The organism is Streptomyces iranensis (assembly GCF_017874715.1).
GTDB classification, from domain to species: Bacteria; Actinomycetota; Actinomycetes; order Streptomycetales; family Streptomycetaceae; genus Streptomyces; species Streptomyces iranensis.
In genome coordinates this window covers 361,032-375,588 of the sequence record NZ_JAGGLR010000004.1, presented here as the reverse complement: position 1 = coordinate 375,588, position 14,557 = coordinate 361,032, and the positions used below count along the sequence as shown (strand labels likewise).

The window sequence follows — 14,557 nt, the reverse complement described above, 5'->3', positions numbered from 1 at the left end:
CAGGGCGGCGCTGCCGAGCATGTCCTGATGTAAGCGCCGCGTGGCAGACATCGAGCGACCGGCGCGGCGGCTCCTGGTGCTCGCTGAGCCATCGGTACAGCGGCTCGGGCCGTCCGATCTGCCCGTAGCGCGGGGCGCGGGCGGCGCGCCCCGCCTCCACCAGGTGTTCCAGATAGCGGCGGGCGGTGATCCGGGAGATTCCCACGGTCTCGGCGGTGGCCGCGGTGGAGATGCCCTCTTCCGCCGCGCCGCGCAGCGCCTCGGTGACCGCGTGCAGGGTGGCCTGGGTCAGCCCCTTCGGCATCGCGGCGGGCTGCGCGCGATCCGCCGCTGGCCGTCGAGCATCAGCAGCCCTTCGCGCACGGCGTGCAGCGCGGCCTGGTGGTAGTCGTGCATCCGGCTCACCAAGGAGGCTTGGGCGATACCGGGCCGGGTCTAGCCGCGGATGGTCCGATTCCAGAAGTGGTGGGTGAGGCCGCTCGCCGAGGTCGCCGACTCGGTGGTGAAGCGGTCCTGGACCTCGGCCTGCCCGTCCCACAGCGAGACCCCGGTGCCGAGGGTGATGGGCACGGTGACCAGGTGCATGAAGTCGATGAGGTCGGCCGTCAGAAACTGCCGGACGGTGGAGGGGCCGCCGCCGATGCGCACGTCCCGGCCGTCGGCGAGATCCTGGGCGTAGGCGAGCGCGTCCTCCGGTGTGGCGTCGAGAAAGTGGAAGCTCGTCCCATTGTCGAAGTGGATGGGGTCACGCCGATGGTGGGTGAGCACCACCACGGGCGTGCGGAAGGGGGGTTCGTCGCCCCACCAGCCTCGCCAGTCCTCGTCGGTCCACTCGCCGGTCTGCGGGCCGAACTTGCCCCGGCCCATGATCTCGACCCCGATGCCCTGCCCCCAGGTGCTGGTGAGGGCGCGATCGAGGGTGATCGGTTCATCCATGACGTCCACGCCGTGGATGAACCGCCCGTCGAAGCCCGCGAACAGTCTCTCCGCGCCCCCGATGGGCTTGTCGAGTGTGATCGTGTCGCCCGCGCTGTAGCCGTCGAGGGAGATGAAGAAGTTGTGCACTCGGACCCTGGCCATGCGGTCCACCTCCGATGAGTGATTGCGATCTGCAACTGGTTGAGGGAACTCTACGATGGAGGGGTTGCGAGTCGCAATCAGTGGCGGTCGGCCGTCATCGGTCTTCATCGGTCAGGAGGTGCGTGCGCGATGCGCGAGGAGCCGCGCTCGGGGTGTGCGATCAACGCCGCGGTGGAGGCCCTGGGGGACCCGTGGACTCTGATCGTGCTGCGTGACGTGATCTTCGGTGGACGCCGCCACTTCCGCGATCTGCTGACCCGGAACGACGAGGGCATCGCGTCCAACGTCCTCGCCAGCCGGCTGCGCAAGCTCGTCGAGGGAGGCCTGCTCACCCGCGACGGTGCCACGCGTGGCCAGAAGGCGACCTACACCCTCACCGAAGCCGGCATCCAGACGCTCCCGGTGATGGTCGCCCTCGGCGCATGGGGGTTGCGGCATCGGCCCACCACCTCGGAGCTCGCGGTGCGTGCCCGGCTTCTCGCGGAGGGGTCCCCGGACCTCGTCGAGGAGCTCATGGACGAACTTCGCGAGATCCACCTCGGCGTCATGCGCGAAAGCCCGAAGAGCCCCACCGCTTCCGAGCGGTTGCAGCGAGCGTACGAAGCCGCGATCGCGACCGCGACCGCGGACAGCGCCCCGAAGGGGCGCGGGGCTGTATCGATATGCGGCTCCGCCGCGGGGCGCGACCAGCCACGAGGGCGCCGCAGTCGATCGACGGCAGGTCAGGGCACTTCCAGCGAAGCGCCTAGTGCTCGCTGAGCCAGCGGTACAGCAGCTCGGGCCGTCCGATCTGCCCGTAGTGCGGGGCGCGGGCGGCGCGCCCCGCCTCCACCAGGTGTTCCAGATAGCGGCGGGCGGTGATCCGGGAGATTCCCACGGTCTCGGCGGTGGCCGCGGCCGAGATGCCCTCTTCCGCCGCGCCGCGCAGCGCCTCGGTGACCGCGTGCAGGGTGGCCTGGGTCAGCCCCTTCGGCATCGCGGCGGGCTGCGGCGCCCGCAGTGCGGCCAGCGCCCGGTCCACCTCGTCCTGCCCGCTGGCCTCGCCCGCGGTCGCGCGGAACTCGGCGTACCGGAGGAGGCGGTCCCGGAGGGTGGAGAAGGTGAACGGTTTCAGCACGTACTGCACGACCCCGAGGGAGACTCCGTCGCGGACCACCGCGAGGTCCCGGGCCGAGGTGACCGCGATCACATCCGCGCCGTTCCCGGCGGCGCGCAGCGCCCGTACGAGCTGGAGGCCGTGCCCGTCGGGGAGGTAGAGGTCCAGCAGCAGCAGATCGGCGGGCGTCCGCTCCAGCAACCGCTGCGCGTCCCCGCCACTCCGCGCCGCTCCGACGACGGCGAAGCCGGGAACGCGCTCGACGTACATCCGGTGCGCGTCCGCCGCGACGGGGTCGTCTTCGACGACGAGAACCCGGATCGGCGCCGGATCCCCCGGTCTCGCCTGCGGCGGGCTCATGAACGGATTCCTCTCGAAACGCGGTCGAAACGCGGTGCGCGCGGGAAGCTCAGGGCTCCAATTTACGGAGGGTAACCGCAAGTGGCCAGATCCCTACGGTGACGATTCCCCTACGCCCTGTCTCCCGGGGCCTCCGCCCGCGGACCCCCACTCCCGGACGGCCGGATATGGCCGCCGGCGGCCGGGTCGTCCAGAGGGCCGCTCACGGCGTGACGGCCGGGGTCGTCAGGGGGAGACGGGCGGTGAATTCGGCGCCGCCGTCGGGGGAGGTGGTCACTTCCACCGTGCCCGCGTTGCGGCGGGTGGCCTGCCGGACCAGGGCCAGGCCGATGCCGCGCCCCGGGGACTTCGTGCTCCAGCCGCGGCGGAAGACCTCCTCGGCCGCCGCCGGGTCGAGCCCGGCGCCGGTGTCCGACACCCGCAGGGTCAGCTCGCCGGCGTCCGTGCGGGCGGTGACCGTGACGCGGGCGCTGCGCGGGGCCGACTCGTTGCCGACGCCCTCGGCGGCCGCGTCCGTGGCGTTGTCGATGAGGTTGCCGAGGATGGTCACCAGGTCGCGGGCGGGCAGGCCGGGCGGGAGGACGCCGTCGTCGATACGGCTGTCGGGGGCCAGGACGAGCTCGACGCCGCGCTCGCTGGCCTGGGCCGCCTTGCCCAGCAGCAGGGCGGCCAGGACGGGTTCGGCGACGGCCGCCACCACCTGGTCGGTCAGGGCCTGGGCCAGCTCCAGCTCGGCGGTGGCGAAGTCGACCGCCTCGTCCTCCCGGCCCAGTTCGATCAGTGAGACGACGGCATGCAGCCGGTTCGCGGCCTCATGGGCCTGGGAGCGCAGCGCCTCCGCGAAGCCGCGCACCGAGTCCAGTTCGCCGGAGAGCGCCTGAAGCTCGGTGTGGTCGCGCAGCGTGACGACCGTGCCGCGTTGCTCACCGCTGCTCACCGGTGAGGTGTTGAGGACCACGACCCGTTCCGCGGTCAGATGCAGTTCGTCCACGCGCGGCTCGGTGGCCAGCAGGGCGCCGGTCAGTGCGGGTGGCAGGCCCAGGTCGGAGGCGTAGCGGCCGACGGAGTCCTCGGGCAGGCCGAGCAGTTCCCGCCCGCCGTCGTTGATCAGCGCGATCCGCCGCTGGCCGTCGAGCATCAGCAGCCCTTCGCGCACGGCGTGCAGCGCGGCCTGGTGGTAGTCGTGCATCCGGCTCAGCTCGGCCGCGTTCATCCCGTGTGTATGGCGGCGCAGCCGGGCGTTGATCACATACGCGCACAGGCCGCCGACCGCGAGCGCGGCGGCCGCGACGCCGAGCAGCGCGAGCAGCTGGCGGCGCACCTGGGCGCTGATCGTGTCCACCGTTATGCCCGCGCTGACCAGCGCGGTGATCCGGCCCCCGGCGCGGGCGTCGCGCACCGGGGCGACCACGCGCACGGAGGAGCCGAGCGTGCCGGTGTACGTCTCGTCGAAGATCCGCCCGCGCAGCGCGGGCTTGATGTGGCCGAGATAGGTGGCGCCGATCTGGCGCGGATCGGGGTGCGCCCAGCGCACCCCGTGGGTATCCATGATCGTGACGAAGGTGACGCCGGTGTCCCGGCGCACCTTCTCCGCGTACGGCTGGAGCCGGGCCGTGGGGTCCTTGGACCGCGCGGCCTCGGCGACCGACGGGGAGTCGGCGACGGCCACCGCGGCGGCGGTCGCCCGCTGCCGCGCGGCCACTACCGCCTGCTCGCGGTCGGTCACGTAGGCGAAGACGGCGCATCCGGCCACCAGGGCGGCGACCAGCACGACCTGCATCGCGAACAGCTGGCCCGCCAGGCTCCGGGGGTGGGGGATGCGCATGGCCATCAGTCTGCACACGCATCTTTGCGTGAACGAAATGAACGGAAGGGTGACCCCCGTCACAGGCTGGGGCATAGTCGCCGGGACCGTTCAAGGCGGTGTGCGAGCCGCACACAGTACAGCGCCGGGACAGTTGGACGGCAGAAAAGAAGGAGGCAGCACCGTGGCTGCGGACACCACGCCGCCCGCATCCGGGCGTACGGAACCGGATGGGACGAAGCCGAAGAAAGAAAGGATTCACTACCTCTACCTCGCCGTCATCGGGGCGGTGGCGCTCGGCATCCTCGTGGGCTTCGTGGCCCCCGATACCGCGGTGGAGCTCAAGCCCATCGGCGAAGGCTTCGTCAACCTGATCAAGATGCTGATCTCGCCGATCATCTTCTGCACGATCGTGCTCGGCATCGGTTCGGTGCGGAAGGCCGCGAAGGTCGGTGCCGTAGGCGGTCTCGCACTCGGCTACTTCATGCTGATGTCCACCGTCGCCCTCGCGATCGGTCTGATCGTCGGCAACTTCCTCGATCCCGGCAGCGGTCTGCACATGAGCCACGAGGCGGCCCAGGCCGGGCAGAGCCAGGCCGAGGGCGCCCATGAGTCGATGGCGGACTTCCTGGTCGGCATCATCCCGACCACGCTCGTGTCCGCCTTCACCGGTGGCGAGGTGCTGCAGACGCTGTTCGTGGCGCTGCTCGCGGGCTTCGCCCTCCAGGCGATGGGCAAGGCGGGCGAGCCGGTGCTGCGCGGCATAGGCCACATACAGCAGCTCGTCTTCAAGCTGCTGTCGATGGTCATGTGGGCCGCCCCGATCGGCGCCTTCGGCGCGATCGCCGCCGTGGTCGGCGAGACCGGTCTGGACGCGCTCAAGGCGCTCGCGGTCATCATGATCGGCTTCTATACCACCTGCTTGCTGTTCGTCTTCGTCGTCCTCGGGACGATCCTGCGGCTGGTCGCGGGCGTGAACATCTTCCTGCTGCTGAAGTACCTGGCGCGGGAGTTCCTGCTGATCCTGTCGACGTCCTCCTCCGAGTCGGCGCTGCCGCTGCTCATCGCGAAGATGGAGCACGCGGGTGTCAGCAGGCCGGTCGTCGGCATCACCGTCCCCACCGGCTACTCCTTCAACCTGGACGGCACCGCCATCTACCTGACCATGTCCTCGCTGTTCATCGCCGAGGCCATGGGTGACCCGCTCTCCATAGGCCAGCAGATATCCCTGCTCGTCTTCATGATCGTCGCCTCGAAGGGCGCCGCCGGTGTGACCGGCGCGGGAATGGCGACGCTGGCGGGCGGTCTGCAGTCGCACCGGCCCGAACTGGTCGACGGCGTCGGCCTGATCGTCGGCATCGACCGCTTCATGAGCGAGGCCCGCGCCCTCACCAACTTCGCGGGCAACGCGGTCGCGACCGTCCTGGTCGGCACCTGGACCAAGGAGGTCGACAAGGAGCGGATGAACGAAGTCCTCGCCGGACGGCTGCCGTTCGACGCCTCCGCGTTCGCCTACAAGGGGGGCGGCCACGGCCCGGCCGCGGACGACTCCGAGGCGGCCGAGGGCAAGTCCCTCCCCGAGCGGCGTGGCGGTGACACGGCGAAGGAGCACGTGCCCGCCTGACACCCCACGCGCAACGCGGCCCTGCCCTCCTGAATCGGGGCAGGGCCGTGCGCGTTTCATGTGCCCGGGGCGCATGGCGTGGCGCACAAGACGAATGGCGCCCCGCACAGGTCGCGTGGCGTCTTGCGCACGACGGAGGGCAGGGCCTTGTGGACACGCCGCGTGGCGTCCGGCGCACGACAACCGCGTCGCGCACAAGACGAATGGCGCCCCGCGTCTTCCCCCCGTTGGAAGACGCGAGACGCCGGCATTGGCCCGGCCGCCAAGGGGTCCTCGGCGGTGCCCGGCTGGTCTTGGCGCCGAAGGCGCGTCAGCGCCTTACGGGGTGTCCGGCGGCCCCTGGGCCCCGGGGTCTGGGGCGGAGCCCCACCACGCGGCGGAGCCGCATATCGATGCTTCGGGAAAGGGCGGGGAGGGGAACAGCCCGCCGCAGGCGTCACCATCCGCCGGACACCTCCTACCGCTCGCCGTCCGGCGCGCGGCGCAGCTGTTCCGGCAGGGCCGTCCACTCGGGGCCCTCGCGCAGGGGTTTGACCCAGGCGATGTTCCCGCCGGTGTCCACGTAGGCGACCCGGCCCATGGCCTCGCGCTCGAGGTCGTAGACGAGTTCGCCGATCCGTGGTGTGCTCCGTGTTCCTCCTGCGGTGGTCATGAGCCGCCTCCTCGGCACCTCACTGCCATACCGTCCCCCGTTCATCGTCGGAAGAGGGCCCGGAGACCGGAGAGTTCCGGTCCGGCCGCCGCCGCCAGCGGTGACCGGGGAGAGCTTCTGGTGCCCGTGGGACCCTCGAACACTCGTAGGGTGCTACGAGCCGCTGATATCCCGCTGATGCCTCGCTGACCCGAACCCGTGGGTAGGCTTCCAAGTGGTCACAGTGAAATCTCTGGTACCAACGGGGGCAGTGTGTGGATGGGACCGAGTTTCGCCTGTTGGGACCGGTCGGAATATGGCAGGGCGAGCGTCTGCTGGGGCCGACCGCCGCACAACAGCGGTCCGTTCTGGCGATGCTGCTGATGGCCTCCGGCCGCGTGGTGTCCGTCGACAGGCTGGTGTTGGCAGTATGGGGCGAGGACCCACCGGGGTCCGCGCGAAACGCCGTACAGGTACAGATTTCCAAGCTGCGGCGGATCCTGTCCGCCTTGCCCGGGGCCGAGTTGACGACGTCGGCGAAGGGCTATTCGCTGACCGCCGCGCGTGAGCAGGTCGATCTGCACCGGTTCCGCGATCTGGTGCGGGCCGCGCGGGAGGCTCCCAAGGACGCCGGGGCCACCGGGGAGCCCGAGGCCGCCGTGGCCGCCGAGGCCCGAGCCGGGGAGCTGCTGCGCGCCGCGCTCCAGCTGTGGCGCGGGCCCGCGCTGGCGGATGTCGCGGGCGGCTGGCTGCCCGAGACCCTGGGCGCCGGTCTGGAGGAGGAGCGGCGGGCCGCGGTCGAGGAGTGTGCCGCGATCGATCTGCGCTCCGGACGCCACCACGAGGCCGCCGCGGAGCTGTCTGCCCTGGTGGCCGAACACCCCTTGCGGGAATGCTCGGTGGCGCTGCTGATGGAGGCGCTACGGCGCTGTGGCAGGCGGGCCGACGCCCTCGCGCTGTTCCGCTCCACCCGCCGGAGGTACGTGGAGGAGCTGGGCATCGAGCCCGGCGACGAGCTGCAGCGGCTCCACCGGCAGGCGCTGGAGGACAGCCGGGACGGGCGGGACAGCCGGGACGGGTGGGACGCGTGGGACGGGTGGGACGGGCGGGACAGCCAAGACGGCCGCTCCGCGGATCCCTCCGGGCCGTCCGGCGCGTACGGGAGCGCTCCCGCGGTGCCGACGCCGCCCGACGCGCCACCCGGCCCGACCCCCGCGCCCGCGCCCGCGCCCGCCCCCGCCCCGGAGGGCATCCCGCCCGCCGACGAGGCCGAAGCCCCCGAGCTCGCCGCCGACCCCTCGGGCACCTCCACCCCCGCCACCGCCCCCGCCCCCGAGCAGATCACCGCCGTCACCGCCGTACCCCAGCAACTCCCCTCCGACGTCGCCCACTTCACCGGCCGTGAGCGCGAACTGGCCGGGCTGGACGCCCTGCTGCCCGCGGGCACGGGCACGGGCGAGGGCGACGGCGGGGGAGGGGGACGGGCGTCCACGGCCGCGAGGATCACCGTGATCGCGGGCAGCGGCGGCCTCGGCAAGACCACCCTCGCGGTGCACTGGGCCCACCGCGTCCGCGACCGGTTCCCCGATGGCCAGCTCTATGTGAATCTGCGCGGCTTCGGCCCCACCGACTCGGCCATGACCGTCGCCGAGGCCGTACGGGGCTTCCTGGACGCCTTCCAGGTGCCCGCCCACCGGATCCCCGCGACCCTGGAGGCGCAGACCGCGCTGTACCGGAGCCTGCTGGCCGACCGCCGGATGCTGATCCTGCTCGACAACGCCCGGGACGCCGAGCAGGTGCGGCCCCTGCTGCCCGGTTCCCCCGGCTGTCTGGTGGTGCTGACCAGCCGTAACGAGCTCACCAGCCTGGTCGTCGCCGAGCAGGCCCAGCCGCTGCCGCTGGATCTGCTCGACCGCGACGAGGCGCGCGAACTGCTGATCAGCCGGGTGGGCGGTGAGCGGGTGGCCGCGGAGCCCGAGGCCGTGGAGGAGGTCATCACGGTGTGCGCCGGGCTGCCGCTCGCGCTCGCCATCGTGGCCGCCCGCGCCGCCACCCACCCCCGCTTCGGCCTGGAGGCGCTCGCCGGGGAGCTGCGCGACGCCCGCGGCAGCCTCGACGCGTTCGAGGGCGGGGACGCCACCACCGATGTCCGGGCCGTCTTCTCCTGGTCGTACCACACCCTGGACGCCGACGCCGCCCGGCTGTTCCGGCTGCTGGGCGTGCACCCTGGCCCCGACATCGCGGCCCCCGCGGCCGCCAGCCTGGTGGGGATCCCGGTGCCGCAGGCCCGCCGGCTGCTGATCCAGCTGACCCGGGCGCATCTGATCACCGAGCGCGCCCCCGGTCAGTACGGCTTCCACGATCTGCTGCGCGCCTACGCCATGGAGCTCACCCAGGCGTACGACGCGCAGGAGGAGCGCCGTACCGCGCTGCACCGGATGCTCGACCACTATCTGCACACCGCCGTGGCCGCCGGGAGGGCCTTCACCCCGCACCGGGAGCGGATCACGGTCGAGCCGGTCCGGCCCGGTGTCGGCGTCGGCGAGTTCGCGGGGCACGGCCAGGCGCTGCTCTGGTTCATCGTCACCTGTCCGGCGCTGATGGCGGCCCTGCAGGAGGCCGCGGAGGCCGGATTCGAGACCCACGCCTGGCAACTGGCCTGGTCGCTCACGGAGTTCCTGGACCAGCGGGGCCACTGGCACGACCAGCGCACCGTGCACCGGATCGCCCTGGGCTCGGCCCACCGCATCCGCGACCTCGCCGGTCAGGCTCACTCCTGCTATGCCCTGGGCCTCGCCGATCTGCGGATGGGGCGCTACGACCGGGCCCGCGGCCATCTGGTGCGCGCCCTGAACCTGCACCGCGAGACCGGCAACGCCGTCGGCCAGGCCCTGGCCCATGGCGCGCTCAACCTCGCCAGTGAGCGGGAGGGACGCCATGACGAGGGACTGCACCACGCGCTGCGCGCCCTGAAGCTGTACCGGGCGGCGGGCCACCGCAGCGGCGAGGCGTACGCCCTGAACAACGTCGGCTGGGCGTACGCCATGCTGGGTGACTTCCAGCAGACCCTCGTCCACTGCGAGAAGGCGCTGACCATGCTGCGGCAGGCGGGGGACAGGCGCGGGGAGTCCGCCGCCTGGGACAGCCTCGGCTACGCCCATCAGCACGTCGGCGACCACCAGCAGGCCATCAGCTGCTACCGGCACGCGGTGGATCTGCGGCGCGGCCGGGGCGAGCGGGTCCGGGAGGCCGAGTCCCTGCACCGGCTCGGCAGCGCCCAGCTGGCCGCCGGGGACCGGGCCGGGGCCCGCCGCAGCTGGCAGCGGGCCCTGACCCGGTTCGACTCCCTCGGCCACCCCGACGCCCACCGGGTCCGGGACGGCCTCACCGGTCTTGGCGGATCGGACGGCTGACGGGACGTAAGGCTGTGAAGCAGGGGGTGTACGTACGGCTCAGGCGGGCCGCAGCCAGACCGTTCCCAGCGGCGGCAGCACCGGCAGGACGGAGGCCGGACGGCCGTGCCACCCCGTGGGCTCGGCCTTCAGCGGCTCGGCGTTGACCACGCCACCGCCGCCGTAGCGCCGGTCGTCGGTGTTCAGCACCTCGCGCCACACCGGCACCGCCTCCGGTGTCCCGACGCGGTACTCATGGCGGACCACCGGGGAGAAGTTGCTGATGGCCAGCAGCGGGGAGCCCTCGGCGTCGTAGCGGAGGAAGGCGAAGACGTTGTCCTCGCGGGCATCGCCCTCGACCCAGGAGAAGCCCTCGGGGTCGGTGTCCCGCTGCCACAGCGCGGGCGTGGCCGCGTACGCCTGGTTGAGGTCGCGGACCAGATCGCGGACGCCCCGGTGGTCGGGCTCGGCGGAGTACGACGGGTCCAGCAGCCACCAGTCGGGACCGTGCGCCTCCGACCATTCGGCGCCCTGCGCGAACTCCTGTCCCATGAAGAGGAGTTGCTTGCCCGGGTGGGCCCACATGAAGCCGAGGTAGGCGCGGTGGGTGGCGCGCCGCTGCCACCAGTCGCCGGGCATCTTCGACACCAGGGCCCGCTTGCCGTGCACCACCTCGTCGTGCGAGATCGGCAGCACATAGTTCTCGCTGTACGCGTACACCATCGAGAACGTCATCTCGTGGTGGTGATAGGCGCGGTGCACCGGCTCGTGCGCGAGATAGGCCAGCGAGTCGTGCATCCACCCCATGTTCCACTTCAGCCCGAAGCCGAGGCCGCCGAAGCCGCTGGGGCCCACATGGTGGGTGGCGCGGGTGACCCCGTCCCACGCGGTCGACTCCTCGGCGATGGTGACCACACCCGGACAGCGGCGGTAGACGGTCGCGTTCATCTCCTGGAGGAAGGCGACCGCGTCCAGGTTCTCCCGGCCGCCGTGCGCGTTGGGCGTCCACTGGCCGGGCTCGCGGGAGTAGTCGAGGTAGAGCATGGAGGCGACGGCGTCCACGCGCAGACCGTCGACGTGGAACTCCTCGCACCAGTAGACCGCGTTCGCCACCAGGAAGTTGCGCACCTCCGTACGCCCGTAGTCGAACTCCAGCGTGCCCCAGTCGGGGTGCGCGGCCCGCAGCGGATCCGCGGGCTCGTACAGCGGACGGCCGTCGAACTCCGCCAGTGCCCAGGCGTCCTTCGGGAAGTGCGCGGGCACCCAGTCCACGATGACCCCGATGCCCGCCCGGTGCAGCGCGTCCACCAGGTGCTTGAAGTCGTCGGGGGTGCCGAGGCGGGCCGTGGGCGCGTAGAAGCCGGTCACCTGGTAGCCCCAGGAACCGCCGAAGGGGTGCTCGGCCACCGGCATCAGCTCGACGTGGGTGAAGCCCAGGTCCTTGACGTACGCCGGGAGCTGCTCGGCGAGCTGCCGGTAGGTCAGCCCCGGCCGCCAGGACGGCAGATGCACCTCGTAGACGGAGAACGGCAGCTCATGGACGCGCCCGCCCGCCCGGCCCGCCATCCACGCGTCATCGCCCCAGTCGTGGTGCGAGGCGTGGACGACGGAGGCGGTGGCGGGCGGGCACTCGGTGCGCCGCGCCATCGGGTCGGCGCGCAGCGAGTGGCCGCCGTCGGGCCGGGCGATCTCGAACTTGTAGAGCGCGCCCTCGCCGACGCCGGGCAGGAACAGCTCCCACACGCCGCTGCCGCCGAGCGAGCGCATCGGCAGCGCGGTGCCGTCCCAGTAGGTGAAGTCGCCGGTCAGCCGCACTCCGAGGGCATTGGGCGCCCATACGGTGAAGCGGGTGCCGGCCACGCCGTCGTGGGTCATCGGCCGCGCGCCGAGCGCCCGCCACAGCTCCTCGTGGCGGCCCTCGCCGATGAGATGCAGATCGAGCTCGCCGATGGCGGGCAGGAAGCGGTACGGGTCGTGCAGCTCCAGCTTGGCGTCCTCGTACGCCACCAGCAGCCGGTAGTCCGGGACCTCCCGCAGCGGCAGCACCCCGGAGAACAGCCCGTCCCCCTCGGCCCGCAGCCGGGCGCGCAGCCCGGCGGCGGTGACGGTCACCGAGCGGGCGTACGGGCGCAGGGCCCGGAACAGCACCCCGCCGCGCACGGGGTGGGCGCCGAGCACGGCGTGCGGATCGTGATGCGCCCCGGCCAGCAGCCGCCGCCGGTCCTCGTCCCCCAGCGCGGGCGCGGCCCGCACCCCCCGCTCGTCCTCCCCCGCGTCCTCGGGGCCCGCGCCACCCCCGGCCACGGGCCGCCCGGCCACCCGCGACGGCCCGCCCACGCCGCCGTCCTCCATGTGCCGTTCCTCCTCGTACCGCTCCTCCTCGTGCCGCTCCTCGTCCGCGCGAGGCGCCCGGGGCACGGGCGGTGAGCCGTAGGACACCCGGGCCGCGGAGCCCGGGTGCGCGGGCGGATGGGGGCGGCCGGAGAGGAACGTCGCCGGGACCGCCGGGCCGGTTGTGGCGCCGGTGGCGGCGGGCGCGTGGCCCGGTCCCTCGTCGGACGGGTACTGGCCGGACGGCGGTCGTGCGGTCACGGGGTGGTCCTCCCGGGGGTGTCGGAGGTGTCGGAGGGAACGGCGGGCAAGCGGGCCGGGCCGGGGCGGGACCGCCCCGGCCCGGGGTCAGGCGCGGGTGGCGGCCAGGCGGTGGATCGCGGTCATCGGGACGGACAGCCAGTCGGGGCGGTGCCGCGCCTCGTAGAGCACCTCGTAGACGGCCTTGTCGGTCTCGTGGGCGCGCAGCAGCTCCGGTTCGTCGCGCGGATCGGTGCCGGACGCCTCCGCGTAGCCCGCGCAGTACGCGGCGCGGGTGCGGCCCGCCCACTCCTGCGGGTGCTCATGGCGTCCCACGGCCGCCGCGTAGTCGAAGGACCGCAGCATGCCCGCGATGTCGCGCACCGGCGGCTGCGGGCGGCGCCGCTCGGCCAGCGGACGGGATGGCTCGCCCTCGAAGTCGATGAGCGACCACCGTCCGCCTGCTCCGCCGCCGTCGTCCCCGGTCAGCAGCGCCTGCCCCAGGTGCAGATCGCCGTGGATGCGCTGGGCCGCCCAGGCGCGGCCCGCGCGCCCCAGCGCTGCCAGGTCCTCGTACGCGCCGTGCAGCGCGGTGCGGTACGGCTGGAGGGCGGGCACCGCGGCGGCGGCCGAGTCGAGCCGCTCGCTCATGGCGGCGGCGAGGTGCTCGATCTGCGGGCGGCGCAGCACGGAGGTGGGCAGCGCGCGGGCCATGGCCAGATGGACCTCGGCGGTGGCGTGCCCCAGCGCGCGGGCGGCGTCGGTGAAGTCGCCGTCGGCGGCCAGGGCGTCCAGCGCCAGCTGCCAGCCGTCCCGGGAACCGGCCAGGAAGGGCTGGAGCACCCCCAGAGTGAAGGGCTCCGGCCGTGGCCCGGCCCCCTCGGCCGGGGGCTCGGCCTCGAACCAGGCGGCGGGCGCGGGCACCCTGGAGCAGCCGGTGCGGGCGAGCGCGAGGGGGAGTTCGAGGTCCGGGTTGGTGCCGGGGCTGACCCGCCGGAAGAGCTTGAGAATAAACGTATCGCCGTAAACCACCGAGGAGTTGGACTGCTCCGCGGTCATCACCCGGGGCGCGAGCGCGGACGGGATGGCGCTGGACGGCTCCCGTACGAAACGCAGCGGGCCGAGCCGTCCGGGCATCCGCAGCCGCTCCAGCAGCAGCGTCGTGAGCCGGGGGTCGGCCAGCGCCTCGTACACCGTCTGCCCGTCCAGCGGCCCGCCGCTGGGCCGGCCGATGAGCGCGGGGGCGAGCGGCGGCGGCAGGGCGGGGCGCGCCCCGAGCAGGAGCTGGTAGCAGTCGCTGGCCGCCGCCCCGCGCCGGTGGCCGCAGCCGAAGCCGTGCCGGTGGCCGGGCGGCTCCGGCTGCTGGGCGCGGATCAGCAGATGGAGCAGTCCCGGCGTGCCGCCGCTCGCCCGCCACGGCAGCAGCTCGGTCGCGGAGACCAGCGCGAAGCCGCTGACGGGACGGCCCTTGCCCGCGAACCAGCGCTGCCGGGGCAGCCACTCGGCGAGCAGCGGCGCGAGCGAGGCGAGCAGCCCGGGTGGGCCCGCGGCCGCGGCGGTGCGGGCCGCGGCCGGTGGGGGCTGGTCCCGCGGTACGGCGGTCGGCGGGTGATGTGCCCCCCGGGAGAGCGGAGCTTCCGGCATGGCGTCGCGTCCTTTCCCCGGGCACACGACAGATCAGGGCAAAGTGTCCCGGATTGCGGCATTGACTGTGCGACGGTGCGGGACGTGTCGGGCGAGGATCGTCCGTACGGAGAGCCCGGTGAACGCCATCGGGCCCGCCGGTGACGGTGTGAGTACAGAGTGCCCATGACGGGGGGTCGAAAACGCCCGTACGCGCCCGAGATGGACGCGTACGGACGAGCGAAGGCCGGGCCCGGCCCAAACCGGATGGCGGGCTTGGCGCCTGCGGCGGGCTGTTCCCCTACCCGCCCCTTCCCGAAGCACCGATATGCGGCTCCGCCGCGTGGCAGGGGCTCCGCCCCTGGACCCCGGACCG

Annotated in this window: 8 protein-coding genes and 2 pseudogenes; 3 read left to right on the top strand and 7 right to left on the bottom strand. The window is 73.1% G+C overall.

Annotation, left to right across the window (positions count from 1 at the left end; all coding sequences use genetic code 11):
• Nucleotides 1-82 precede the first annotated feature (82 nt).
• Nucleotides 83-322 (bottom strand): annotated as a pseudogene (locus J2Z30_RS49445) (two-component system response regulator); the annotation flags it as partial.
• A 113-nt stretch (nt 323-435) separates the two neighbouring features.
• Complete coding sequence (locus tag J2Z30_RS09620) at nt 436-1,080, bottom strand: dihydrofolate reductase family protein (protein ID WP_044569772.1); 645 nt, start codon at nt 1,078-1,080, stop codon at nt 436-438.
• Nucleotides 1,081-1,209: 129 nt separating this feature from the next.
• On the opposite strand from J2Z30_RS09620, the pseudogene J2Z30_RS09615 reads away from it, so the two are divergent.
• Nucleotides 1,210-1,689, top strand: a pseudogene (locus tag J2Z30_RS09615) (winged helix-turn-helix transcriptional regulator); the annotation flags it as partial.
• Between the two features lie 136 nt (nt 1,690-1,825).
• On the opposite strand, the gene J2Z30_RS09610 reads toward J2Z30_RS09615, so the two are convergent.
• Together J2Z30_RS09610 and J2Z30_RS09605 are read right to left on the bottom strand one after the other, a co-directional pair.
• Nucleotides 1,826-2,536, bottom strand: coding sequence for a response regulator (locus tag J2Z30_RS09610; RefSeq protein WP_044569769.1), 711 nt, complete (start codon nt 2,534-2,536; stop codon nt 1,826-1,828).
• Between the two features lie 202 nt (nt 2,537-2,738).
• A complete protein-coding gene (locus J2Z30_RS09605) occupies nt 2,739-4,361 on the bottom strand; it encodes a sensor histidine kinase (protein WP_044581370.1) in 1,623 nt (540 codons plus the stop codon).
• Between the two features lie 163 nt (nt 4,362-4,524).
• Here J2Z30_RS09605 and J2Z30_RS09600 point away from each other — a divergent pair, with 163 nt between their 5' ends.
• Nucleotides 4,525-5,964 carry a cation:dicarboxylate symporter family transporter gene (locus J2Z30_RS09600; RefSeq protein WP_044569767.1) on the top strand — a complete coding sequence of 480 codons (1,440 nt, stop codon included), beginning with the start codon at nt 4,525-4,527 and terminating at the stop codon, nt 5,962-5,964.
• A gap of 457 nt (nt 5,965-6,421) precedes the next feature.
• On the opposite strand, the gene J2Z30_RS09595 is transcribed toward J2Z30_RS09600, so the two are convergent.
• Nucleotides 6,422-6,616 carry a hypothetical protein gene (locus J2Z30_RS09595; RefSeq protein WP_020868332.1) on the bottom strand — a complete coding sequence of 65 codons (195 nt, stop codon included), beginning with the start codon at nt 6,614-6,616 and terminating at the stop codon, nt 6,422-6,424.
• 278 nt (nt 6,617-6,894) lie between these two features.
• On the opposite strand from J2Z30_RS09595, the gene J2Z30_RS09590 reads away from it, so the two are divergent.
• Nucleotides 6,895-10,008: an AfsR/SARP family transcriptional regulator gene (locus tag J2Z30_RS09590; RefSeq protein ID WP_245387775.1), complete on the top strand. Its 3,114-nt coding sequence runs from the start codon at nt 6,895-6,897 to the stop codon at nt 10,006-10,008.
• A gap of 39 nt (nt 10,009-10,047) precedes the next feature.
• Here the strand turns inward: J2Z30_RS09590 and glgB are convergent, their stop codons facing one another.
• Both glgB and J2Z30_RS09580 read right to left on the bottom strand, forming a co-directional pair.
• Nucleotides 10,048-12,579: a 1,4-alpha-glucan branching enzyme gene (glgB, locus tag J2Z30_RS09585; protein ID WP_308279883.1), complete on the bottom strand. Its 2,532-nt coding sequence runs from the start codon at nt 12,577-12,579 to the stop codon at nt 10,048-10,050.
• 87 nt (nt 12,580-12,666) lie between these two features.
• Nucleotides 12,667-14,202, bottom strand: coding sequence for a maltokinase N-terminal cap-like domain-containing protein (locus tag J2Z30_RS09580; protein WP_044569758.1), 1,536 nt, complete (start codon nt 14,200-14,202; stop codon nt 12,667-12,669).
• Nucleotides 14,203-14,557 lie beyond the last annotated feature (355 nt).

Coding starts and splice junctions, on each gene's coding strand:
- J2Z30_RS09580 (WP_044569758.1), bottom strand. CDS start 14,202: ATGCCGGAAGCTCCGCTCTCCCGGGGGGCACATCACCCGCCGACCGCC.
- J2Z30_RS09605 (WP_044581370.1), bottom strand. CDS start 4,361: ATGCGCATCCCCCACCCCCGGAGCCTGGCGGGCCAGCTGTTCGCGATG.
- J2Z30_RS09620 (WP_044569772.1), bottom strand. CDS start 1,080: ATGGCCAGGGTCCGAGTGCACAACTTCTTCATCTCCCTCGACGGCTAC.
- J2Z30_RS09595 (WP_020868332.1), bottom strand. CDS start 6,616: ATGACCACCGCAGGAGGAACACGGAGCACACCACGGATCGGCGAACTC.
- J2Z30_RS09610 (WP_044569769.1), bottom strand. CDS start 2,536: ATGAGCCCGCCGCAGGCGAGACCGGGGGATCCGGCGCCGATCCGGGTT.